The 26,103-nt window shown below is 46.0% G+C and carries 17 protein-coding genes; 7 read left to right on the forward strand and 10 right to left on the reverse strand.

Annotation, left to right across the window (positions count from 1 at the left end):
• Positions 1-47: 47 nt before the first annotated feature.
• The 9 genes from IR173_RS08445 to IR173_RS08485 all read right to left on the reverse strand — a co-directional run bounded on the left by IR173_RS08445 (position 48) and on the right by IR173_RS08485 (position 16,083).
• A complete protein-coding gene (locus IR173_RS08445; RefSeq protein WP_237039214.1) occupies positions 48-3,074 on the reverse strand; it encodes a glycoside hydrolase domain-containing protein in 3,027 nt (1,008 codons plus the stop codon).
• Positions 3,075-3,095: 21 nt separating this feature from the next.
• Complete coding sequence (locus IR173_RS08450) at positions 3,096-5,756, reverse strand: beta-galactosidase (protein ID WP_237039215.1); 2,661 nt, start codon at positions 5,754-5,756, stop codon at positions 3,096-3,098.
• A gap of 203 nt (positions 5,757-5,959) precedes the next feature.
• Positions 5,960-6,274: a hypothetical protein gene (locus tag IR173_RS08455; RefSeq protein WP_237039216.1), complete on the reverse strand. Its 315-nt coding sequence runs from the start codon at positions 6,272-6,274 to the stop codon at positions 5,960-5,962.
• A 160-nt stretch (positions 6,275-6,434) separates the two neighbouring features.
• The gene (locus IR173_RS08460) at positions 6,435-6,896 is read right to left on the reverse strand and encodes a DUF5018-related domain-containing protein (protein WP_237039217.1); all 462 of its coding nucleotides are present in this window, start codon (positions 6,894-6,896) and stop codon (positions 6,435-6,437) included.
• Positions 6,897-6,927: 31 nt separating this feature from the next.
• A complete protein-coding gene (locus IR173_RS08465) occupies positions 6,928-8,904 on the reverse strand; it encodes a RagB/SusD family nutrient uptake outer membrane protein (protein WP_237039218.1) in 1,977 nt (658 codons plus the stop codon).
• 17 nt (positions 8,905-8,921) lie between these two features.
• Entirely contained in the window at positions 8,922-12,296 is a 3,375-nt protein-coding gene (locus IR173_RS08470; protein WP_237039219.1) for a TonB-dependent receptor, read from the reverse strand.
• A gap of 134 nt (positions 12,297-12,430) precedes the next feature.
• Positions 12,431-13,450 carry a FecR family protein gene (locus IR173_RS08475; protein ID WP_237039220.1) on the reverse strand — a complete coding sequence of 340 codons (1,020 nt, stop codon included), beginning with the start codon at positions 13,448-13,450 and terminating at the stop codon, positions 12,431-12,433.
• 117 nt (positions 13,451-13,567) lie between these two features.
• Positions 13,568-14,110, reverse strand: a complete 543-nt coding sequence (locus tag IR173_RS08480) for an RNA polymerase sigma-70 factor (RefSeq protein ID WP_237039221.1) — start codon at positions 14,108-14,110, stop codon at positions 13,568-13,570.
• A 77-nt stretch (positions 14,111-14,187) separates the two neighbouring features.
• Complete coding sequence (locus tag IR173_RS08485) at positions 14,188-16,083, reverse strand: AAA domain-containing protein (RefSeq protein WP_237039222.1); 1,896 nt, start codon at positions 16,081-16,083, stop codon at positions 14,188-14,190.
• 171 nt (positions 16,084-16,254) lie between these two features.
• Between IR173_RS08485 and IR173_RS08490 the strand changes: the two genes are divergently transcribed.
• The 6 genes from IR173_RS08490 (at position 16,255) to IR173_RS08515 (ending at position 24,230) form a co-directional block, all read left to right on the forward strand.
• Entirely contained in the window at positions 16,255-18,498 is a 2,244-nt protein-coding gene (locus IR173_RS08490) for an aconitate hydratase (RefSeq protein ID WP_237039223.1), read from the forward strand.
• 3 nt (positions 18,499-18,501) lie between these two features.
• The gene (gene icd / locus IR173_RS08495) at positions 18,502-19,647 is read left to right on the forward strand and encodes an NADP-dependent isocitrate dehydrogenase (protein WP_237039224.1); all 1,146 of its coding nucleotides are present in this window, start codon (positions 18,502-18,504) and stop codon (positions 19,645-19,647) included.
• Between the two features lie 12 nt (positions 19,648-19,659).
• Positions 19,660-21,003, forward strand: coding sequence for a citrate/2-methylcitrate synthase (locus IR173_RS08500; RefSeq protein WP_237039225.1), 1,344 nt, complete (start codon positions 19,660-19,662; stop codon positions 21,001-21,003).
• A gap of 320 nt (positions 21,004-21,323) precedes the next feature.
• Complete coding sequence (locus IR173_RS08505) at positions 21,324-22,088, forward strand: DUF1295 domain-containing protein (protein ID WP_237039226.1); 765 nt, start codon at positions 21,324-21,326, stop codon at positions 22,086-22,088.
• 27 nt (positions 22,089-22,115) lie between these two features.
• The gene (locus IR173_RS08510) at positions 22,116-23,342 is read left to right on the forward strand and encodes an NADH:flavin oxidoreductase (protein ID WP_237039227.1); all 1,227 of its coding nucleotides are present in this window, start codon (positions 22,116-22,118) and stop codon (positions 23,340-23,342) included.
• A 30-nt stretch (positions 23,343-23,372) separates the two neighbouring features.
• Positions 23,373-24,230, forward strand: a complete 858-nt coding sequence (locus IR173_RS08515) for an SDR family oxidoreductase (protein ID WP_237039228.1) — start codon at positions 23,373-23,375, stop codon at positions 24,228-24,230.
• 34 nt (positions 24,231-24,264) lie between these two features.
• Here the strand turns inward: IR173_RS08515 and IR173_RS08520 are convergent, their stop codons facing one another.
• The gene (locus tag IR173_RS08520; protein WP_237039229.1) at positions 24,265-25,197 is read right to left on the reverse strand and encodes a DMT family transporter; all 933 of its coding nucleotides are present in this window, start codon (positions 25,195-25,197) and stop codon (positions 24,265-24,267) included.
• 84 nt (positions 25,198-25,281) lie between these two features.
• Here IR173_RS08520 and IR173_RS08525 point away from each other — a divergent pair, with 84 nt between their 5' ends.
• On the forward strand, positions 25,282-26,103 hold the full coding sequence (locus IR173_RS08525) for an AAA family ATPase (protein ID WP_237039230.1): 822 nt from the start codon (positions 25,282-25,284) through the stop codon (positions 26,101-26,103).

The following is a 26,103-nucleotide window of genomic DNA, read 5'->3' on the forward strand; positions in this document are numbered from 1 at the left end:
AAGGCTTAAAATGTTAATCAAAAAGCAAACAGCAGTTTGGATGACTGTCATTCTACATAGATGAGCCATCCCTTGCGGGGCTCGATGCTTAGTTCTTCGCCTTCGGACAGTTTTAAGGCAGGCTGGAAGGTATCGATAGCGGGTATGGTGAATCGTACCTTGTGCGGGCGTATGCCCAGCTTCTTCCAGTTGATGTTCAGGTGTACGCGCTTTACTTCGTCCGAGTAATTGCCTATGGAGAGGAGGAACTTTTTGCCACGCTGATAGACGGTGACTTTCACCGCTTCGTCATCAGCCGTCACGGGCACGTTGTCTTCCCAGAAGCCGGTCATCTTGGCTTTGGCGATACCGAACTTGTCCCATTCCTTCCATATCACACGCGGGTCGCACACCACTCCTTCGGTGAGCCAGGGATGGCGAACAGTCATGCCGTACTGCATTCCCAGCCATTTGTTGCCGCCGCGGTGCAGCATGTCGCCCATCAGTCCGAAAGGGATGCCGCTCGACTCTACGAGCCAGTTGGCGGGTGTCATGCGGTCGTATAGGAAGCTTTCGCCGAACCAGGTCTTGTCGATGTAGGGGAAGAACTCGGCATATTGGTTGGCAGGTCCGCGCGAGAATCCGGTGTTCGAGTGTAGGTCGATGATGCATCCGGGTTTCACTTCTTCCATGGCACGGCGCATCCGTTGCAGGATGTCACGGCCGAACGATACGTCGTCAAGGTATAGTCCGTCGATGTCATAGTGGCGCACCATCCAGCGGAGGCCTTCGATATAGTAGTTGTACCAGCGCGAGTCACTTTCCGAAGTGAGGATGGCTGCATCGGCGGACGTTACCATCGTTTCATCGTCGAAATGCTGGTACCATTGGGGGGTGTATCCGGTCATCAGGTGTTCGCGCAGCCAGGGATAGCCGCCTCCGCGTCCATCACGCAGAATCTCGTCGCCCAAGCTGCGGATGGCCCAGATTTCGGTTACTACATTGGTCAGTTCGCGCAAAGTGTAGTAGAGTTTCACCTTGCATCCCCTCTTGTGCCATTCCTTGATGAAAGGTACCAGTTTATCACCGCTCAGGAAAGGATAGTTGATGTAAGGGTTATACTCGTTGGCATGATGTATGTTGATCATTTTCACGCCTGCCTTCACGTCGTCATCGGTTGGTGTGGGTTTCGCACCGTTGTGGTAGTAGCGGTCGGTGAACTGGCTTTTCAGGTTGAGAGGTTTCACGGGAGTGACGATGAAGGCGAATTCGAAGTCCATGGGAGCGTTTGCTTTAAGTGTACGCGCACCGCTATATATGGTCATGCGGGTTGTGGCACCTTCTTTCTTGAGACGGAAACCACCCTTGCCGCCGTTGTGCCAGCTAGTCGGATAGGCGGGACGGTAGGCACTCAACAGCGGGCCGCTATAGGTAGAACCCCGCAGTTCGCAGTGGATTCCGGCCTTGGTATTTCCCATCCAGAAACTGTCGAAAGGCCACAGCCAGTTGGCCTGCTTGTTCACGGGGATGGACACGCCGTGGTCGTTGACCGTCATTTCGGGGGTGTCCCATTTGCCTTCGTAGGCAGCGGGAGTATTCTGTCCCGGCAGTCCGGCACCGAGGAAATAGGAGGCCACTTCGGATTTCACGGGAAGTTCAAGGCGTACGTCCTTCACCTTCAGGTCGCTTTGGGGAGTCAGTGTATAGGTGTATTTCATCCATCCGTCGAACTCCATGCGTCCGGTACAGGTCAGTTCCAGGGCTGCATCTCCGGCCTTCCAGGTCCAGGTGTGGTGGCCGGCCGTCTGTTCGGCGATCACAGGTTTTGCCTCGTAGTGCCGGATGCCCTCTTCGGTTTCCACGATGAAGGCGATGGGATTGTTCAGTAGGTCGGTGCCCCAGGAGTTAATCTGTTGGGGCAGGGCGGATGTTTGACTCAAGGTCACGTCACGTCCCAGGCAGCTCATTGCATCCCCCTTGCTTTCCATCGGGGTATAGGGCAGGACAGGGGTATCCGCCATACCCAGTGTGGAGTTCAGCCAGCGCAGTCGGCTGTGGCGCCACGGTTCGTTGTCACCTCGTTCGGCGATGGGGGCACCTTTCACGGTGATGGCTACCGGGATGCGCTGATCTACTTGGTGGTCGGCCTTTACGGTGATGGTTCCCTTGTAGGTACCGGCAGGGGTGTCCTCGGGAATGTCCAGTCCGAACCACAGGGGTTGTACCTGTCCTTTGGCCACGTTTACTTTCTTAGTGAAAGGCTTGCCGGCCGGATTGATGCCTTCGGTGTTGAAGCAGGTGATGCGGTCCTTGCCCAGTACGGTGGTGCCATTCGTAAATTCTGATGCTTCATAGCGCACGTTGTCCAGCGCGATGGACGGACTCCACACGCCTAATTGGAACGCATAGTACTCGTTGGGGGCTGCTGTTCCTGCAAAGGTGTTTCCCGGTACGGCCTTCATCCACTGCAAGGGTAGGTGTCGGCGCATGCGGATGGGGTTTTTTCGGTCTTCGGGAAAAACAAACCAGGTCTGTTTGTGGCTGCGGACATATGCGTTTACCTCGTCGGCCGTGGCGATGACTTCCATGGGGTAGAAACTGTCGAAGGCCGTGCGCGATTCGATGCGTTTCACCTCGGCACGCGGGTAGTCTGTCGCCTTGGCTGTTGTGGATGCCCATACCGAGTCGGCGGGTACATCGTTCAGATAGCCGTACCAGTAGCTACCTTGTCCGGGTTGTACCCGGTAAGGCAAGTAGTAGAAATAATAGGTGCCTGCCTTGCTTATGGGACCAAATACGATGTCGCAGCTTTCATTGTTTACTTGAAGTTTCTGCACGTTGGGGATTGTGTCACCGGTTTGTGCGTTGATAATCAGGAATCGCTTTTGGTTCGAAGCGTCGTCGCCACGTCGCCAGTCCAGACGGAGTTCCACTGCTTCGGCGGGGCTCTTTACCTCTATGACGGCACGGTGGTTACCCATTCCTTCGCCCCAAGGCTTGTCGGGTACGGAATAGGTGTATGTACTTTGCTGGGCGGTAGCCGAAAGGACGGTTGCCGAAAGCAAAGCGATTGAAAATTTTTTGAGTCGTTTCATTATGAGTAGGAATTAATATGATTAAAAGGTAAAACGATATTCCTGTTTTACTTCCACTTCATTGAGTTCCGGCTGCACACAGAGTGAGGGGTCGATGTGCTTTTCGAAGTAGATGGGAGCGTCGGCAGTCTTCAGACCGTCAATGCGGATGACCATGGGGTTGGCGTCAATGGTGGACTTCTGACGGCTCAGGCTGACAATCCAGTCGGCTCCGTCATAGAAATTATCGGCTACCAGTTGGCCGTTGATGTAGGCATTGGCCACATCACCCTTGTAGCGTATATACATACGGGTCTCTTCTTCACCACGTACGGGTGCGGGTGCGTTCAACTCATAGACTGCCAGATGTTCTTCGGGAGCGAAGGCTTTGGGCAAGGTTCCTTCTTTCACTACGGCAGGCACTTTGCCTTGGGCGGAAGTCCAGGTGGCATCAGTGTTCCACAGGATGCGTTCGCCGTTGGTCATGAGAATTTCCACTTCGGCCACGGCTGCATTCTGTGCGTCCATGCCTGTCAAGGTCAGTGCGTTGGCTTCTCCCTTGCGCAAAAGCTTAGTTACATCTGCACGCTGGTAGTCAACTAAATCCTGCATCTGTACCGTCTGCCCATTGAGGCTGAAGGCCGTGCCTTGGGGAGCGCTCATACGTACAAAGGCTTTCTGTACTTCGGCAAAGCGTTGGAGCTGGAAAGTACGGGTCACACTGCTTCCTTCGGCCGGAGCGATGAAACGGCTGTGTTCCATAGGACGCAACGCACGGAGGTTTGCATTCAGCCGGCGGGTATCACCCTTGAAGTTTCGGGTCTGGAAAGTACCGTTGTCATACAGGTCGATGCTGGTTTGGGGAGCATCGTCAATCAGGGTGATGTGCTGGTCGTTATAGATTAGGGATGAGGAAGTCAATGCTACAAATTCCCGGTTCTTTGTCTTGCCCTTCCACAGCATATCCGACTGTTCTTCGGTCAAAACCACAAAACGGACTTTGGTTTCATCGTTTTTGGTGATGGTGATGACACAATCCTTGCCGGCCTGGAGCTGGTCGATGAAGTAACCGTTCTTCTTCCGCTGGCAAACGGCCCGGTTGACGGTCACTTCCTTGATGTTGTCACCTTGGAACAGGAACTCGCCGCCGATTTGGTCATCCTCAAAGAAAAAGAACGTCTGATTTTTTCCTTCTTTCAGTGAACAGATGGGTTGTACAGTAGCATATTTCAGCAGCACCTTACCCATGGTTTGGTTGAACGGCCATAAGAAATAAGTACCTTCTTTTACAGTTATTTTTTTGCTAGGGATATGCAGTGTCTCATTCTTTAATTTTAGGTGGAACTGCACGTGCTTGAAGGCCTGACGCTCGTGGCGGTAAAGGATGTTCGAGCAGAACAAATAACCGGCATCGTCTTTGGAACGGACGGCCCACTGAAGGTTGTCACGGTTGTTGTTGCTGTTAGGTAGGTAAGCCACAGTAGGAGCAAGTTCGGCACCGAAGTCGTTCATGAAATAGTTATATTTCTTGGTCTCGGGCATCACTGCGCCTAGCGTACCGTTCTCCCGAATGGGGGCCTGATAGTCGTAGCTTACACGGGGACCCGACGATTCGAAGGTGCGGAGTTTTCCCACAGGGTTGGTTCCGCCTACATACATGTAATATCCCATCAGATTGGCGCCACATCCTAGGCGGAGATTGATGGTTTCACCGGCCAGTTCCTCGGGAACAATGGCTCGGCGAGGGTAGAAAGTGGTACTGCCTACGCCTACTTCGCAAGTAAAGAAAGGGGAGTCGTTGTTCTCACCGCTGAGGGACTGCACTTCGCCTTCAATCTTGATGATGTCGGTACCGATATTGTCCGACAGACGGTTGTAGGTGAAGAACTCGAAGTTGGAAGTAGGCATTTCCTGCTTGCCGTTGGTTGTCCAAGGTGCCTCGATATAGAAGCCGGCATAAGGTACGATTTCGCCTTTGGGATATTCGCAGTCCATCCAGTGGGTCATCGAATATAAAGGCACATCGAAGCCTATTTCCTGTGCCATGCGCTTCAGGGTGGTGAGGTGCGGGATAATCTGGCCGCGAGTCACGTATTCGTTTTCGAGTTGCAAGCCCATGATGGGACCGCCATCTTTGTGGAACAATCCTTCCACTTGTCGGAAAACTGCCTCGTACCAACGGCGTACGTATGCTAGGTAGAGCGGGTCGTTCGAGCGTTTCTTGACTTGTTTGTTGTTCACCAACCACATCGGTAATCCTCCATTTACAATTTCGGCATTGCAATAGGGACCGAAACGCAAGTGGACTTTCAATCCGATTTCTTTGCAAAGGGTGATGAAACGGTGCAGGTCGAGGTGCCCTTTCCATGAAAGTTCGCCTTCGCTCTCTTCGTGCAATGCCCAAAGACAATAAGTCGATACGATGTTCACGCCCGAAGCCTTCGCTTTGAGCAGGGCATCTTTCCAAAACTCAGGGTTCATGCGGGCGTAGTGGAACTCGCCCATGACGGGCAGTTGGGGCACACCGCCCTTGTCCAAGTAAAGGTTGTTGATGCGGATTTCCTGACCGACAGGACCGACGTTCCCCATTTTCAGGTATTCTATTTTAGGATAGATGACATCGGAAAGATTCATTTTATATTGCGCTTGTGCCAGACCGGTGGCCATGCACAAGGCTGTACATACTAATAATCTATGTTTCATGATTCTGCTTTTATTTTTATTAATAATCGGATTAATCAGTTTTGGGCTGCGTCTTGCGCACAGATGCGGAAGTGGCAGTTATACGTACCGGGTTTCATCTCATATTTCTCCATCGGAGCTGGACCGCGCTGTACGGATAGCTGTCGTCTTTCTCGGCCTTTACCGTAGTGGTGCTGTTCCTCGCTACCGACGGGAACAAGTATCTATTGCTGGTGGATGTTTGCATTCCAGCCGTCCCGCTGGATGGCGAGCACATCGGCTTTAATACCTCCTGTAGATAGCCCGGCGTTCTGTCGGCCGGATTTCCACTGGAAATCCTTGGCGTGATAACCCCATAGCTCTTGCATGGTGGCGGGAGCCTGCCACGGACAGTCCATGTTTTCGCCGGGATTGCTGTAGCAGATGCGTCCGTTGATGAGGTATTTGGCAGGGGCGAGTGACAGTTTCGGTCCTTTTTGTGCATAGATGAATTGAACTCCCAAGCATGCACAAAGCAATAGTAAGAGCGCTTTTCTCATAATATTCATTTTAATAAGTAAAAAAGGGGGTATTTAAAGTATCTGTTGTTGGGGATATGGCCATATGAATAAAGGGCGGAAGGTTTTTACAAGACTTCCGCCCTCTCAATCACATGCTATTACAAAAAAACAAACTTTTTAATACCTATTGATAAGATGATTATTCAGTGATATACGACTGGACGGTCACCGACCAAACCTTACTGCTTCCGTCTGCTGCGGTCACTTTGTATTTGTTGGTCTTTCCGACTGTCCAATCCGCTTCTACTCCTAATTTGGCTGATCCTTCAATCGGTTCAATGGTAGCGGCCGTCGAGATGTTGAACATCATCACCACTTTCTGCGGGCTGAACGATGTGATGTTTGCCTTGGCGGGAGTGGCTTTGCCAATCACGATATTACCGGCTTCGGTATCGATTTGTACATTCGCGCGTGAGATGTCTCCTTTTGAGAAGATGACATTCCCGTCATGGGTTGTTTCAATGTCAAAGTAGTAATACATACCGCGAATACTGGTGATGTTCGCTTCTTGATATACCTGGATTTCTTCCAAGTTGCTTTTCAGGCAGGACGTAAACAGAAGGGGCAGCATCACAAGAATAGCTAAATATATTTTCTTCATGATTTTCTTTTTTTAAGCGTTAAACAAAACATTACCAACCCGGAGTTTGTGTCGTCGTGATGCCATAAGCTGCACGGTCATCGATGAATCCTTGCGGAATGGGCATCATGTAGCGGTGTTCGGGAGTAAACTTACGGCTGTACTGGTCACTGAATGTGATATAGCCTACTGCCATTTTCTTGCGGTCACCGGAGATATAAATCTTGGTTGCGGGAGTCTCAAGTTCTTTCACAACATCAGCGTCGGCATAACCGTCGGCGAATGTGGCATTGGTACTGTTGGCAATACCCCAACGTAACATGCTGAAATATAGGTTAGAACCTTCGAATACGAACTCGCAGACACGTTCACGCTTGTAGTCGGCCCATGCCTCGTCAAGGGTTGAGGCAGTCGAAGCTTTCAGCTGTCCGTGAGTGGTACGGGTTACATTCAGCATCTCAACGGCTTTCTGTACATTTTTCTCGTACAGATACACTTCGGCCAGATTCAGGTATGCTTCGGCTGCGCGGCAGAGCACCCAATGGTAGTTGGTTTTATTGTTATAATATACACGCGGTGACACCTCGTAAACCGACTTGCGCCAATAGTAGCTTGAGGTGGTGGTGAATTGTGAAGATATACCATGTTTACGGGCACCACACCATAGGTTTCCGCCAAACTGAGTGGTTACACGTTCGCCCATCCAGTCGCAATTGTCATATACCACGGTACCATAGAAACGAGCATCGCGCTTTTCGTACATCAATTCAGAGATGTTCTTTTCAGAATTTTCTTTCAACCGGGCAAAGCGGATGATGCCAGTTGACTTCTGCCCATTACCCCAGTTAACGGTGGCTGTAGCCGATTCAGCTTCTGTCGGCATATATCTTTTCAGGTCACCTTCATAAGAGTCAACGGCACCTTGTGTACAAGTGGTGGGGTCGAGTTCCTCTACATTGTTCTTGTACTGAGAGGTTTCGTACCAAGGCAACGCCTCACCGGTAGCGGCATCGTTCACCAAATACATATCCACTAAGTCCTGAGTGGGGAATATATTGCCCCATGCTTCAAACACACGGACACCGCCGGGGTTAGCGAACTTGTCTGTAACGCCTGTTCCGATGTTGTCATCATTACTGTTGTTGGGCACGGTACGGATTAATTCTACAATATCACTACACTGCGTATCGTTGGCCAAACGGTAGTAGGCTAAAATGGTTTCGGATGTATTGTAGGCACCTGCCTCTAGGAACATGTTCTTATAAGCATCCGGCGTAGTAACTAAAGGGTACTTTCCACTATTGATAACTGCGTTACAGGATTCCTTCGCTTTTGCCAGATAATCAGGGTCTTTGGTGTAAGCGTATGCTTGCAAAGCGGCACGCGAACGCAGGATGTGGGCGGCATACACATTCAAACGGCCAGCTGCCGATGTCTCGGGCAATCCGGCAACAGCTTCATCAAAGTCATTCATCACATACTTATAAGTTTCTGTGGGGTTGGCAGTCAAATCCAATGTATTGAATGTCTCGACATCTTCGGGATATGAATATACACGTGTGGCAGGAATGATGCGGCCGAACTGCTGAGCTTGGGCAAAGAATACCATACCGCGCAGACAATGTCCTTCGGCTATCAATGCTTTTTTCTCCGATTCTGGAATGCCGGTAGAGGTAGCTGCCTTTTCAATGATCATATTGCAACGACGCAGGGTTCCGAATTTGTTGATACCGAAGTCGGAAGTCACGTTGTAAGTTTCGCGGTTGAAACCGTCGGAACTGCCGAAGTCATCATGTGCGCTATAGGGGGTGCGGTACGAATAATCCGCACTTGCCTTGTACTCGCCTAGTCCCAAAACTCCGCTATAAGTACCGACTACAAAAGCATCGGCCGTAGCCTTAGAGTTCCAAACTAATTCCTCGTCATAAGAGGTGAATGGTTGGGTGTCCATGATATCAGCACACGAAGTGACCATGAACAGTCCTGCCACGCTTAGGCAGGTATATTTTATCCATTTATTCGTTTTCATATCTTTTTTTATTGTTTTTAGAATCCAACATTCAGACCAAAAGCGATGACACGTTCGTTCGGATAACCGTAGTTGTCCTGACTTGCGTTCTCGGGGTCCATACCATAATCAAAGGCTTCAGAGATGGTAAAAATGTTTTGGCCGCTGATGCTTGCCTGTAACTTTGTGATCCATTTGCATTTTTTCAACAGGCTGTACTTGAAATCATAAGCGACAGTGAAGTCTTTCAAACGGAAATAACTACCGTCGACCATCCAAAAGTCACTGGTCAGATAGTTGTTATTGCCATTGTTGTTACCTGCGTTGTGAGTCAATCGCGGATAACGGGCGTTGGTGTTGGTAGGTGTCCATGTATCGGTCATGAATTTATACATCGGCATGAATTTGGTGGCGGCATCGCCATACTGCATCACATTGCCTAGATACATGTCGAAACTACCTGCACCTTGGAACAGGATGTTGGCACTCCAGCCCTTGTAAGAAGCACCCAGCGTGATGCCATAGTTACTGTGAGGGAATCCGCCTCGGCCAATGCGCTGAGCATCGGATCCATCGATTACACCATCACCGTTCACATCTTCGTATTTCAAGTCGCCGGGTCTCAGGTCTTTCGAGTTGACTGGTAATGCGCTGTTACGGATTTCCTCATCGGAAGTGAAGAAGCCCAAACAATGGTAGCCGGTAGTTAGATAATCGGTATTCTGTACACGACGAGTGCGGGGATTCATCTGTGAAGTGATGCTCTCGCTCGGGTCGTTGTTCCATAATTGGTTAAAGTAGGTGTAGTTTAACGATACATCATATTTGAAGTCGCCAATGTTGCTGCGCCAGCCCAGTTGGAATTCATAACCGGCACGACGGAATTCTGCATTCGTTGATACTTTTGGCAGAGATGTGCCCAGCGGTGCATAGTAGCCTACATTCTTGGCTTCGGGTGCATAGATAAATCCTTTTGTCCTATAGAAGAAGTAATCGAACGCACCGTAAAGACGGTTATTTAATGAGGCGAAATCGAAACCCACGTTGGTCTGTGAGGAAGTGAACCAAGTGATAGCTGTAGCGGCGGGGCCTCCTTCGCTGAACGTTCCATAATATTTGCCATCAATTACAGCTCCCTGACCATTGTAACCATAAGATGACAGGTAAGAGTAGCGGTAGATGTAGTATGGGTTGCTGGAATCGCCCCAGTTGTCGGCGCCTACCTCACCATACGAAGCACGGAGCTTCAGCATGTCGAGGATATGCTTTTCTTTGAGTGGGTCCATGAACTTTTCCTGATCGACAGACCAACCGAGTGATCCTGCCCAAAAAGTACCCCAACGTTTGTCTTTCGGGAACTGGTCTGATCCGTCGTAGCGGAGCGAGAATTCGGCAAAATACTTGTTGTCATAACTGTACTTGGCCTGACCTACCCAACCGGCACGTCCATATTCACCCTCACCGGCACCGATGGTCGTGGTGGCTTCGGGACCCGAACCGAATTGGTCGATATTGAACACGTAGTTTGAACGGCCCATACTTTCGTTTTCATTCAATCCGTAAGTGGCTTCATAACCAGCCAATGCTGAAACGGTGTGCTTGCCGAAAGTGCGGTTGTAGTTGGCAAACCATTGCCACGTATAGTAATAGTTTGATTCAGTGTAACGGTTCAATTGCGGCGCACCTCCAGCCTGCGGAACATCTGAGTCCCAAGCGTATTGGGGGGGATCCTTGCGCCAATTCTTGTCGCGACGGATATAGTAGTTGTAGTTTACCGCTCCGCGCAGGTTCAAGCCTTCTACCCAAGGCACATCCCATTCCAGTTGTAACTTGGCGTTCAGCATCTTGCGGTTCTCGCGTCTGTAACCTGCATCTTTGGATGTTTCAGCCACCGGATTGTCAGGACCAGTGTAGGGTAGCCCCAATTTGTTCAAGGCAATGCTCATGGGAGATTGGTTCTGTATATGCGAGAAAACGCCATAGTAGTTGCTTGCAGTGGAAGTCCACGGATGAGTCTTTTCTTGGGCATAACCGTCCAATGAAGCCGTCTCACGCAACCCGATACTTTTGATGTAGGTTGACTGGTTGAGGCGTATGTTGTAGCGTTGCATGTTGTGTGAGTTCACTTTGTATAGAGACTCCTGGTTGATGTAACCCAATGAAGCCAGATAATTGTTGGTTTCTGTACCGCCTGTCATGGTGATGTTGTGCTTTTGGGTAGGAGCCCAGTCACGCAACACCAACTTGCGCCAGTTTGTATTGGGATAGTTCAAGGGGTCGGAACCGTCATAGTATTTGTCTATCTGTTCTTGTGTGAAGTAATCGTCAAGTCCATCATTGTTATATGCCTGATTGGTCAGTTCGGCAATTTGGCCTGAATTCAAACGCTCACGGTATACACTGGGCTGGGCCAATGAAAGATTGTATGAGTAGTCGATGCTCATTTTACCTTCCTTACCCTTCTTCGTGACTACCTGCAAGATACCGTTGGCGGCTCGTGAACCGTACACGGCTGTTGAAGAGGCGTCTTTCAGGATAGATACTGATTCGATGTCGCTGGGAGCCAGTGTCTTGAAATCGGAATAGTCACGAATAATTCCATCAATGACTACTAGCGGAGTATCACCACCACGGATAGTAATGGTGGATGACTTGTCAATACCGCCACCGTTACCTTGGATTACTAAACCCGGTGCACGACCTGCTAATGACTCAGTTATATTGACGACTGGTGATTTTTCCATGCCGTCGGTTTCTACCTTAGATACAGAAGAAATTAACGAACGTTTGGTGCTGGTACCATAACCTACTACCACTACTTCGTCCAATTTTTGGGTATCTTCTTCCAGATTAATGGTGAGCATGTCTTGGTTACCTACTTTTATATTTTGAGTGACATAACCGATGTAGGACACTTCCAGTATGTCATCTATTTTTGCATCAAGTGTAAAGTTACCGTTAACATCGCTAATGCTACCTGTTGTAGTCCCTTTTAAGCGGATGGTACCACCAATAACAGGTTCACCGTTATTGTCTAGTATTTTGCCGGAAACTTTCTTGGGAGTGCCTGCATTTTGTGATTTTTTCTCTATGGGGCTGATGATGATGTGCTGACCTTCAAAACGAAATCCCAATCCTGTTCCTTGTAAAGCCTTGTTAAGTACTTCCTGAATATTTCCGCTTGTTATGTTCACTCTCTTTTTAGTGGAGTTTGTTTTCTTATAGTCGACAGACAGATTCGTTTGTTTTTCTATTTGTTGGAAAACTTCTTGCAAGGTGATGGATTTTGGAGGCAGTTGAATGACTTGCTGCTGTGCGAAAATTTCACCACTCCACCAAAACAAAGAAGAAAAGACTATTAATTTAGCACTTTTTAATGGTACATAAAAGGCTTTCTTAAAATTTAAATTCATAACTTTGTGTATTAGATCTATATGTTTAATATTCATTTGTTTCATTTCTTTTTCGTAGTAAGAAAATGTAAATCTATGGGTCTGGTTTCAAATGTCGGGAAGTTGTTGTGGAAGGCACTTTCCGACATCCTTTTTTATTGCGGTTTACCTCCTTTCTTTTGAAACAAGAAGATGGTCTTTCCACTTATCTCATAATCAATATTTTCAATCAAGATGGATAATACATTCATGACTTCTTCTATGTTTTCGTGGTGTTTGAATTTCAATGTATAGAAGTCGTTAACATGAATGTCTTTTCCGTATTGGAATTTTACATTATACTGACGTTCCAACGTTTTCAGAATGTAAGACAGAGGTTGTTCGTCAAAACGTATTTCTCCTTGAGTCCACGAACTTTCTTCCTTAGCGTTGGCGAGGATCAGTTCAAAGGTGCTATTTTTATTATTATATATTAGTTTTTCGTTCGGTTTCATGGTAATGCCTCTTACTTCGTTGTCGCTGCGGTACACTTTCACGCTTCCTTCGTTCAGAGTGGTGGTGATGTAGTCTTCATCAGGATAAGAGTTTACGTTGAATTGTGTTCCCAGAACTTTTATTTTTAGTGGACCGGTACTAATGATAAAAGGCATCTCTTCGTTGCGGTACACTTTGAAGAAGGCTTCACCCAATAAGTGAATGTGGCGGTAGTCTCCATGAAATTGTTTGGGATAAATTAATAAGGAATGAGAGTTTATCCGCACTTCGGTGCCATCGGGCAATTGGATGGTCTTCTGTTCGCCGTCGGGTACAAAACATTCTATCATATCCGAACTTTCTGCCACTTTGTTTTCCATGATTCCCCAAACTATCAGTCCGGTTATTAAAGGTAATAAAAGGATAGCTGCATATTTAGTTGCAACTTGAATCCATTGGATATGTCTTGTTCGTGACTTGTTTATATTGAGTTTTTCCTTTACATTTTGTAAGGCTCTTTTTGCTGACTCATCTGAAACTTCTATGCCATTCGTTTCATTCCATAGTCGAAACATGGCTTCCTCTTTTTCTGAAGTATTTTGTGGGCCGGTTAACCAGCGTAATACAATATCACGTTGGGAAGCCGGTAATGTTCTATCGGCTAGTTTACGGATAATTTGATATATCAGTTGTTTTTTCATTTCTTCCAGTCTTTTAATAATAAGACCCGGTTAGGAATAAATACACGTAACGTGCTTTGCGTATTTTACATTTTTTATGATTTGAAAAAGAAAAGGGAAAGTTCTGAGGCAATAAATTTAGAAGAGCATTAATGCGGAAGTAACTTTCCGTAATGTGGCTAGTGCTATGGATATGTGAGTTTCTACGGTACGTTTGCTGATATTCAGTCGTTGACTGATTTCTTCATTACTTATTCCTTGTTTACGACTCATGCAGAAGATTTGCTTTCTTTGTGTGGGCATATTATCAATAGCACGATTGATCAATGATTCAAGTTCGTGGCTATAAACAATTTCTTCTACTTGTTCGAGAGAGGGAGTGTCCTGCACACTGTCTATTCCAACTGTGTGGGTGTTTGTCTTTTTATCTAAAAAGGTATATAAAACGTGCTTGGCTGTTTGGTAAATATATGCATTGATATTTTGTACTTGGGATAATTGGGTCCTAGCAGTCCATAATTTAATAAAAGTATCTTGTGCTAAGTCCTCAGCTTCTTCCTCGTTATCCAACAGACTATAAATAAAAGTTTTTACTTTAGGATAATAAAGTAAGAACACACAGTCAAAAGCCTGTGTGTTTCCTTTACTTAAAGCTATTAGATCTATGGTTGGTTCTTTCATAATTCGGAAATACAATTCCAATTTGTTGGCCACAAAGTTATTGAATTATATTGTTTCACAAAAGAATCTTACCTTTTTTAATGAGTTTGTAACGAATAAATATATTCATATAACTTTTTATAGAACGGATGCTTAGTCAGTGTGGAAGCGTCTCCTAATATAATGAGTTTCATGCGTGCACGTGTAATTGCTACATTCATTCGTCGCAAGTCATTTAGAAAACCAATTTGTCCCTCTTCATTTGCACGTACTAAACTGATAAGGATAACGTCTCGTTCCTGTCCTTGAAAACCATCTACCGTATTGATGGTGATAAGGTGTCGGTAAGGTTTGAAGAAAGCATCTCGTTTTATCAGTTGACGGAGATATTGTACTTGTGCTTTATAAGGAGAAATTAATCCGACATCAATCCGTTCTTCCAGAAAACGGTCTTTACCTATTTTATTGATATAGTTGGTAAGTTGGGAAATGGAGAGCGCTGCCTCTTCCTTATTGATGCGGCCGAAGCTTTCACCTACAAACTCTTCGTTGCATTCCATTCCTTCTGTATTTATCCATTCTATCGGTGTGTCATAGTCCAATATACTCCGATATTTTACTTCGGGGGCTGATTTCAGTTCACCATGATAGAACCATTCTGATGAGAAACGCATAATTTCGTCATTCATTCTATATTGTACCTTTAATAAGGATACGGTGTCGGGCTTGTTGTCTGCAATCTCTTGCATCAGTGTCCGGTCTAATCCTCCTCGGGCTGCTTCCATACATTTTATGGTAGGGGGAAGCTGGCAATGGTCACCGGCAAAAATCACACGGTCGGCTTTGCGTATGGCAATCCAGCAGGCAGGTTCTAGAGCTTGTGCGGCTTCGTCTATGAATAAGGTACCGAATTTATGTCCTGTCAATATTCTGTTGGCGGAACTTACCAGTGTGCAGGCTATCACACGTGCTTCGCCGAACAGTGCTTCGTTGATGCGAATTTCCAGTTCGGTGGCACGATCTTTCAGTGAGTTGATTTTCAGCCGGATATTCTCACGCTCTGCTCCTTTGCGGGAACGTCCGTAGAGTTCGCGTATTGCTTTTCGGATACTCCATAATTGCGGATAATCGGGATGGCTCTCAAAACGGCGTTCATAGGTAAAAGCAAGCATTTTGTCATTGACGCGGGTGGGGTTTCCGATTCGTAATACGGGAACACCTCGATCGACCAGCTTTTCACTAATCCAATCGACAGCCATATTGCTCTGTGCACACACCATGACTTGATTTTCCCGATGAAGGGTTTCGTAAATAGCTTCTACCAATGTGGTAGTCTTGCCGGTTCCGGGAGGGCCGTGGACTATCGCAACATCTTTGGCATGCATCACTTTATTTACTGCTTCCTCCTGTGTATTGTTTAACCATGGAAAGCGGGTGAAGCCGAAACTGAAGGTTCCCGCCTTTTGATGGTCATGAAAAATTTCACGTAACTCTGCCAGGCGATTCCCTTTTGCTTTGATGACTTGTCCCAACGCCTCGAACATCAACCGATAACTGGTTTCATCAAAATAAAGCTGTACTCCCAATTGCCATTCGGCTGACTGAATGCTGAGCAATGCATCTGCCGAGGGAAGAACGATTACCATTCGGTCTTCGTCCACGTAGTTGACAGTTGCCGTAAAATTGAAATAATGTAATTGGCCTGATGCATTTTGCGTAAAAAAGCATACCGGACGGCCGAACTCAAATACATGTTCTATGTCTTTGTCTTCTTGTCTTTCTACTTCTACAACCAGTTGGTTCAATGAGTTATAGTAACTCCTTCCTGCTGATATGGGATACCAGCACATACCCCGTTTCACTTTGCGGCCGATGCCCATTGCTTCGGTCTGTTGCCTGAAAGTTTCTTTTTCGTAATCATATTCTAACTTTAGCAACAACTCTTTGCGTTGTAGTTTGTTAATTATATTAGAAAGGGGTGTATGTTGGTTCATAATGATGCTTTTTTCTATAAGAATTGCAAAGATAATAATAATCTTCTAGTTAGGGCTTTATGTTTTATTTTGTTAAACGTATTATAGATTACACAAGAAATCGAATATTATCCTTATATTGCCAAAAATAAAATTGATTTAAAACTGTAATAATTATAAATAGTAGAAGGTATGGTATATGACTTGGACATGTTAAGAGCCTTTTATGCTTCTTTCGAAAAGAAGATAAGCCGGGTAAGAGCCGTGTTACAGCGTCCGCTGACATTGGCTGAGAAGATTCTGTATACGCATCTTTATGATGATGCCCAACTGAAGAATTATGAACGTGGTGAGGACTATGTGAATTTCCGTCCCGACCGTGTGGCTATGCAAGACGCAACGGCACAAATGGCATTGTTGCAATTTATCAATGCCGGAAAGAATTCTGTCGCTGTACCTTCCACCGTGCACTGTGATCATTTGATTCAGGCATATAAAGGGGCCGGTCCGGATATTGCGACGGCTACTGAAACCAATCGTGAGGTATACGATTTCCTTCGGGATGTTTCTTCGCGTTTCGGTATCGGATTCTGGAAACCGGGAGCAGGAATTATTCATCAGGTAGTACTCGAAAACTATGCTTTTCCCGGAGGAATGATGGTAGGAACGGATTCTCATACCCCCAATGCCGGCGGATTGGGAATGGTGGCAATCGGGGTCGGGGGAGCCGATGCTGTGGATGTAATGACCGGGATGGAATGGGAATTAAAGATGCCGAAACTGATTGGTGTTCATCTGACCGGGAGCTTGAATGGATGGGCTTCGCCAAAGGATGTGATTCTGAAATTGGCCGGTATCCTGACCGTGAAAGGTGGAACGAATGCCATTATAGAATATTTTGGAGAAGGAACTGCTTCTCTTTCAGCAACCGGTAAGGCTACTATCTGCAATATGGGTGCAGAGGTGGGAGCTACCACTTCATTGTTTCCTTATGATGACCGGATGGCTGTGTATCTGAAAGCTACCGGAAGGGAATCTGTGGCAGAGATGGCCGAAAATGTTGCAAATGATTTACGTGCCGATGCGGAGGTTGTTGCCAATCCTTCTGTTTTTTACGACCGTGTGATTGAAATCAATTTGTCCGAATTGGAACCTTATATCAACGGGCCGTTTACACCGGATGCCGCGACACCTATTTCAGAGTTTGCCGAAAAGGTCTTGGTTAATGGTTATCCGCGTAAGATGGAAGTCGGGTTGATAGGTTCATGTACCAATTCATCGTATCAGGATTTAAGTCGGGCCGCTTCCATTGCCCGTCAGGTAGCTGAAAAGCATTTGGTTGTGGCCGCTCCTCTGATTGTCAATCCGGGCTCTGAGCAGATTCGAGCCACTGCCGAACGTGATGGGATGATTGATGCTTTCCAAAAGATTGGGGCTACTATTATGGCGAATGCTTGCGGACCGTGTATCGGACAGTGGAAACGCCATACCGATGATCCTGCCCATAAAAATTCGATTGTTACTTCCTTCAACCGTAATTTTGCCAAACGTGCGGATGGTAATCCGAATACACATGCATTTGTAGCTTCGCCCGAATTGGTATTGGCTCTGACTATTGCCGGTGATTTATGTTTCAATCCGTTGAAAGATACGTTGATAAACCAAGAAGGCGAGAAGGTGAAATTGAGCGTTCCCAAGGGAGATGAATTGCCGTCGGCAGGCTTCACTCAGGGTAATTCCGGTTATTTGGCTCCTGCCGGTGCACAGGTGGAAATTAAGGTGAATCCCGAATCACAGCGTTTGCAGTTATTGGCTCCGTTTCCGGCATGGGACGGAAAGGATTTTGCAGATATGCCTTTACTGATTAAAGCGCAAGGCAAATGTACTACTGACCATATTTCGATGGCGGGTCCATGGCTTCGTTTCCGGGGACATCTGGAAAACATTTCCGATAATATGTTGATGGGAGCTGTAAATGCTTTCAATGGAGAAACGAACAAGGTATGGAACCGATTAACAAACACGTATGAGAGTGTATCGGCTACGGCCAAGCAATATAAAGCGAAAGGTCTCGGCTCTATGGTTGTTGCGGAAGAAAATTATGGAGAAGGTTCCAGCCGCGAACACGCAGCGATGGAACCCCGCTTCCTGAATGTGAAAGTAATTTTGGCAAAGAGTTTTGCACGTATTCATGAGACTAACTTGAAGAAGCAAGGTATGCTGGCAGTGACTTTTGTTGATAAAGCGGATTATGACAAGGTGCAGGAACATGACTTAATAACTGTCGGAGGTTTGAAGGAGTTTGTTCCAGGTAAGCATCTGACTGTGACTTTGCACCATGAAGATGGCACTCGGGACAGTTTTGAAGTACAACATACTTATAACGAACAGCAGATAGGTTGGTTCCGTGCCGGCTCTGCTCTAAATGCAAGATAAAAGATGAAAAAGACAGTACCTTATATTACAGGCGATGGAGTGGGAGCGGAGATTACTCCTGCTATGCAGTCAATTGTAGATGCAGCCGTGAAAAAGGCTTACGGCAACGAGCATGAAATAGAATGGCTGGAAGTGTTGGCCGGTGAACGTGCTTTTAATGAAACAGGGTCATGGTTGCCGGAAGAAACGATGAAAGCTTTTCAAGAACATGGTGTTGGTATTAAAGGGCCGTTGACTACTCCGGTGGGGGGTGGTATCCGTTCTTTGAATGTGGCGTTGCGACAGACACTTGATTTGTATGTTTGTTTGCGGCCTGTACGCTGGTTTCGCGGGGTTGTGTCTCCGGTGAAAGAACCTCAGAAAGTGGATATGCACATTTTCCGCGAAAACACGGAAGATATTTATGCCGGTATCGAATGGGAAGCCGGAACGCCTGAAGCCGAAAAGTTTTATCGTTTCTTGCATGAGGAGATGGGAGTGACAAAGGTACGTTTCCCCGAAACTTCTTCTTTTGGCGTGAAACCTGTATCCAGAGAAGGAACGGAACGTTTGGTACGTGCGGCGTGTAAATACGCTTTGGAGCATGACTTGCCTTCGGTTACATTGGTTCATAAAGGAAATATTATGAAGTTCACCGAAGGAGGGTTTAAAAAATGGGGTTATGAAGTGGCGGAACGTGAGTTCGGAGAAGTGATGGCATCCGGCAAACTCATCATTAAAGATTGCATTGCCGATGCATTTTTGCAGAACACTTTGTTGATTCCTGAGGAATATTCGGTAGTGGCTACGTTGAATCTGAACGGAGATTATATTTCCGACCAACTGGCAGCGATGGTGGGTGGCATCGGTATTGCTCCGGGAGCGAATATCAATTACAATACGGGACATGCCATTTTTGAGGCAACTCACGGAACGGCTCCCAATATTGCCGGAAAAGATGTGGTAAATCCTTGTTCGCTCATACTGTCGGCAGTGATGATGCTGGAGCATTTCGGCTGGAACAAGGCGGCAGTACTCATTGTGAATGCATTGGAGGCCAGCTTTGGCGAAGGACGCGCCACTCATGATTTGGCTCGTTTTATGCCGAACGGAGTGTCACTTGGAACTTCTGATTTTACAAAAGAAATAATAGAAAGAATAAACTCCTAAAAACTCACGGATATGAAAAAGGAATACATTATTTATAAGCTCTCCGAGGAAATGAAAAATGCGACTCGGATTGAGAATGAACTGTTTAAAAAGTTTGATGTAAAACGCGGCTTGCGTAATGAAGACGGCACGGGAGTGCTGGTAGGACTGACAAAGATTGGCAATGTGGTGGGATATGAACGTATTCCCGGAGGAGGATTGAAACCGATACCCGGTAAACTTTTCTACCGTGGCTATGACTTGGAAGATTTGGCACATAGCATTATTAAAGAGAAACGCTTCGGCTTTGAAGAGGTGGCATATTTGTTGCTTTCCGGCCATTTGCCCGACAAGGAAGAATTGGCGTCTTTCTGTGAACTGATTAATGATAATACGCCGCTGGAGCAGAAGACTAAAATGAATATCATTGAGTTGGAGGGAAATAATATTATGAATATTCTGGCACGCAGCGTATTGGAGATGTATCGTTTCGACCCGCAGGCGGATGATACTTCGCGTGATAATCTGATGCGCCAGAGCATTGACTTGATTTCCAAATTCCCCACAATCATTGCCTATGCATATAATATGTTGCGTCATGCCACATACGGCCGTTCTTTGCATATCCGTCATCCGCGTGAAAAACTGTCCATTGCAGAAAATTTCCTATATATGTTGAAAAGGGATTATACGGAACTTGATGCGCGCACGCTTGATTTGCTGTTGGTACTTCAGGCAGAACACGGTGGCGGTAACAACTCCACTTTTACAGTCCGTGTCGTTTCTTCCAGCCGCACAGATACTTATTCGGCCATTGCCGCAGGTATCGGTTCGTTGAAGGGCCCGCTTCACGGAGGAGCCAACATTCAGGTGGCGGATATGTTCCATCATTTGCAGGAAAATATTAAGGATTGGACGAATGTGGATGAAATCGATACCTACTTTACCCGTATGTTGAATAAGGAGGCGTATGATAAAACCGGTCTGATTTATGGTATCGGTCATGCTGTTTATACTATTTCCGACCCTCGTGCCATCTTGTTGAAAGAATTGGCACGTGACTTGGCAAAAGAAAAAGGTAAGGAAGAAGAATTTGCTTTTCTGGAGTTGTTGGAAGAGCGTGCTATCGCTATGTTCGGAAAGATTAAGAATAATGGAAAGACGGTATCCAGCAACATTGACTTCTATTCGGGCTTTGTATATGAAATGATTGGTTTGCCACAGGAAATCTTCACACCATTGTTTGCAATGGCGCGTATTGTAGGCTGGTGTGCACATCGCAATGAGGAATTGAATTTTGAAGGAAAACGTATTATTCGTCCGGCGTATAAGAATGTATTGGAAGAAATGGAATATGTGCCTTTGAAGCAGAGATAATGGCTGAAAAATAAGCCGGGATTTTTATGGGTGAAATCAATCTGCTTCCATCATGGATGAAAACGTAATGTGTCGGTTTCACTTGACAGGCAAGGGAATGTCAGCGGTTGGATATATGAAGTAACAATCTTTTTGGAATTGATGAGGAGAATATCCGGTGTATGGGCGAACACATGGGTCGCTTGTACGCCGGATGTTTTTCGTCAAATTCTTGTTTTTATAGTCTTTTCTCACAAAAACTAGCTAAATTCTTTCTCCTCTCTCGAATTTTCTTTAAATTTGTTAGTGACTAACTAAATCTAATAAAAGGAGGAACGAGTATGGAACAACAGACTTTTGAATTATTGCTTCTGACAATGACTGCATTAGCGGGTGTTGTATTTGTAGCCCTTTATTATGTGCGTGCCGGCTACGGTATGTTCCAAACTTCTAAATGGGGAATTTCGCTGAACAATAAAGTGGGTTGGGTATTGATGGAAGCACCGGTGTTTTTCGTCATGCTTTATTTATGGTGGAATAGTAGTGTGCGTTGCGACGCAGTACCTCTTGTCTTTTTTCTTCTTTTTGAATTGCATTATTTCCAGCGTGCATTTATATTCCCTTTCCTGATGAAAGGAAAGAGCCGGATGCCTATTACCATTATGCTGATGGGAGTGGTCTTTAATGTGTTGAACGGTCTGATGCAAGGCGAGTGGCTCTTTTATATTGCCCCCGACGGACTTTACTCGGATGCATGGTTCGGCACTCCTTCTTTCTGGTCGGGATTGGTTTTGTTTTTTGTAGGTATGGGAATTAATATTCATTCGGACAGTGTGATACGTCATTTGCGCAAACCGGGCGACACCCGCCATTATTTGCCACAGAAAGGGATGTACCGATATGTCACATCCGGTAACTATTTCGGAGAATTATTGGAATGGGTAGGTTTTGCCGTACTGACTTGTTCACCGGCTGCTTGGGTATTTGTATTGTGGACGTTTGCTAATCTGGCTCCTCGTGCCAATTCTATCCGTAATCGTTATCGTGAAGAGTTTGGAGCACAGGCTGTGGGTAGCAGAAAACGAATGATTCCTTTTATTTATTAACTGATTGGACTATAAATTATAAAAGTCATGATAGATTCTAAACTATTTACTTCGGCATCCATCGGACCGCTTACTTTGAGAAATCGTACCATCCGTTCGGCAGCTTTTGAAAGCATGTGTCCGGGCAATGTACCTTCACAGCAATTATTGGATTATCACCGTGCGGTAGCGGCCGGAGGGGTAGGAATGACCACAATCGCTTATGCTGCTGTGGCTCAAAGCGGTTTGTCTTTTGATCGGCAGTTGTGGATGCGTCCTGAAATAGTGCCGGGGTTGAAAAAGATAACTGATGCCATTCATAAGGAAGGTGCGGCAGCCGGCATTCAGTTGGGGCATTGTGGAAATATGTCTCATAAAAGTATTTGTGGGGTAACTCCTGTAGGAGCTTCTTCCGGTTTCAATCTTTATTCTCCTACATTTGTGCGCGGTTTGCGTAAGGACGAACTTCCGGTGATGGCAAAAGCTTATGGCCGTTCTGTCAATTTAGCGCGTGAAGCCGGTTTTGACGCAGTGGAAATTCATGCCGGACATGGATATCTCATCAGTCAGTTTCTTTCTCCTTATACCAATCATCGTAAAGATGAGTATGGTGGTTCATTAGAGAACCGTATGCGTTTTATGGATATGGTTATGAACGAGGTGATGCAGGCTGCAGGTAGTGATATGGCTGTATTGGTGAAAATGAATATGCGTGACGGTTTCAAGGGAGGCATGGAGATAGACGAAACAATGCAGGTAGCCAAACGATTGGTGCAGGATGGTGCGCAGGCGTTGGTGCTGAGTGGAGGTTTTGTTAGCAAGGCTCCGATGTATGTCATGCGCGGCGAGATGCCTATCAAGACTATGACTCACTATATGGACTGCTGGTGGTTGAAGTATGGAGTCAGGCTGGTAGGTAAATGGATGATTCCGACTGTGCCTTTCAAAGAAGCCTATTTTTTGGAAGATGCCTTGAAGTTCAGAACCGAAATCAAGGATATTCCGTTAGTATATGTCGGCGGATTAGTCTCGCGTGAAAAGATTGATGAGGTATTGGATTATGGTTTTGAATTTGTACAGATGGCACGTGCTTTGCTCAATGAACCCGGTTTTGTCAATCGTATGCGTGAAGAGGAGAAGGCGCGTTGCAACTGTAAGCATAGCAACTATTGTATAGCACGGATGTACACTATCGAGATGGCTTGCCACCAGCACTTGCGGGAAGAACTGCCGGCTAGTTTGAAAAAAGAGATTGAGAGATTGGAGAAGAAATAAATATGTATATATAAAAGCAGGAGTGGAAAAATGAGTAAATTAGCTGTTATAACCGGTGCCGATGGAGGAATGGGAAAGGAAATTACCCGTGCTGTAGCCGGAGCAGGATATCATGTCATTATGTTGTGTTATACTCTTTTTAAAGGAGAGGAACGTAAGAATCAGATGATATTGGAAACAGGAAACAAGGAGATAGAAGTACGTCAGGTTGATTTGTCTTCTATGGCGTCTGTTATCAATGTTGCGGACGGACTGTTGGGACGTGGAAAACATATTGATCTTTTGATGAATAATGCCGGAACAATGAGTACTCATTTGATGCAGACTGAAGACGGGCTGGAAAGAACGGTGGCGGTGAATTATGTTGCTCCTTTTCTTTTGACTATGAAATTATTGCCTTTGATGGGGAAAGGGAGCCGTATTGTCAATATGGTTTCGTGCACTTATTCTGTAGGGCATATTACGCCCGATTTTTTTTCGCGCGGAAAGCCTGGCAGCTTTTGGCGCATTCCTATTTATAGCAACACCAAGTTGGCTTTGTGGCTGTTTACGCGCGAACTGTCGGAAAGGGTGAAGGATAGCGGGATTACAGTCAATGCCGCCGACCCGGGAATTGTTTCTACCAATATCATTCGTATGGATATGTGGTTTGATAAACTGACGGATTGGTTTTTCCGCCCTTGTATCCGTACTCCCAAAGAAGGGGCGGCAACAGCTATTCACTTATTGCTGGATGAAGAAGTGTCGGGAGTGACCGGACAATTATTTGCTTCTTGCAAACCGAAGAAAGTGAAGGATAAGTTCATGAACCATCCGCAGGCCAAACAGCTTTGGGAAGACACGGAGAAATATATAGAGCAACTTCGCTTGGAAGAGTCAATCATATAATTCTCCGGTAGAGGGAGGGTGTTTGTGACAGCCGTTATTCCCTGTTTTTTTGAGCCGCCTGTTCAGCCAGCATCTGTTCGCGGCTCTTGCTTTGAGTGACAATATATACTCCTAAGAAGACCAATACGACGGCCAGTCCTTTTGCCAGTCCGAATGTACCCATTCCCAATAAAATAGAGACGGAAGTACCGACAATCGGTTGTACGTAATTATACATACTGATAACAGTCGGACGCAATGTCTTTTGTCCTATCATCATTAGAATATAGGCAAAGAATGTGCCTCCCAAGATAACAAAGATGACGCAGCCCCATGTGGCGGGGGATATCTCATTGAATTGAACGGCCGATACTTCGTGATAAGAGAATGGAATAAAACAGATGGCGGCATACGTGAACATCCATTTCATCAATGTGAAGATATTATATCTGCTGATAAGTCCTTTAAAGATAGCCAGATAAAAAGAAAAACTTATCTGGGCCGCCAGACACAACAAGTCTCCCGGGATACTTCCGGCGTTACTGTCCGTAGAGCCTTGGCTGCTCATAATCAAGGTTAAAGCCCCAATAGAACCTAAAAAGATGCCGATTACTTTCTTTCCGGTCACCGGTTCTTTCAAATAGACGGCTGCAACAATCATGGTTGCAATCGGGGCGGTGGTGGTCACGATGGAAGCGTCGATGGGAGAGGTGAGCGATAACCCGAAGGTAAAGCAACCTTGATTAAATACGATACCCAATAGTCCGGCAAAGAACAACATCATCAAGTCATGAGACCTTACTTGTTCTTTGGGTGCGAAAATAGATGCAATCCAAAAACAGACTGCGCCTCCCGTCATCCGAAAAGTTGCCAGTGAAAGTCCTGAAATTCCGTTCTCTAAAGCCGTTTTGCCGATGGGTGACATTAATCCCCACATTATGGCAGCGCCCAGCAATGCCAAATGTCCTTTATACTTCTGAATAGCCATATCTTTTTTACCTTAAATAACAGTACAAATGTAGGCGTTTCTTTTTATATTTTCTATCTTTGCTTTATAGTAAATTTATATAAAATGAAAAAGCAGGCTGATTATATTAAGCGTATCGAGATTAAGCGGTTGTGGGGACGTAAGGATATCTCGTGGGAACTTCGCCCTGATGTTAACATTTTGAGTGGGGTGAATGGAATAGGTAAGAGTACTATTCTAAACAGGTCTGTAAATAGTTTGAGCGCTTTGGAAGGGGGAGCTTTAAGTAATGGCTCGGCACCGGGTGTACATTTTGTCTTTTCTCCCGAAGACGCAACTCAAATTCATTTTGATGTTATCAGAAGTTTTGACCGGCCGCTGATTCATTCCGAATTGCTCGAAAAGATGGCGGATAAGAATGTGAAGACAGAACTGGACTGGCAGCTTTATCAGTTGCAACGTCGTTATCTGGACTATCAGGTGAACATAGGAAATCGTATCATCGAGTGTCTTACCTCCGGTAATCCCGAAGACCAAATGCGTGCTGCCCAAATGTCTTATCCTAAAAAGAAATTCCAGGATTTAATGGATGACCTTTTCGGAGAAACAGGAAAGAAAATCATCCGTCAGAGTAATGAGATTTTGTTTGAGCAAGACGGTGATACGTTATATCCCTACCAACTCTCTTCGGGAGAAAAACAGATATTGGTTATTTTGCTCACTGTTTTGGTACAGGACAAGCGGCATGGGGTATTGTTTATGGATGAGCCTGAGGTTTCCCTTCATGTTGAATGGCAGCAGCGTCTCATTTCATTGATTCGTGAATTGAATCCCAATGTACAGATTGTACTCACTACTCATTCGCCGGCTTTGGTCATGGACGGATGGCTTGATGCCGTTACCGAAGTGAGCGACATAACACAATGA

The organism is Phocaeicola faecalis (assembly GCF_021730445.1).
Classification (GTDB): Bacteria; Bacteroidota; Bacteroidia; order Bacteroidales; family Bacteroidaceae; genus Phocaeicola; species Phocaeicola faecalis.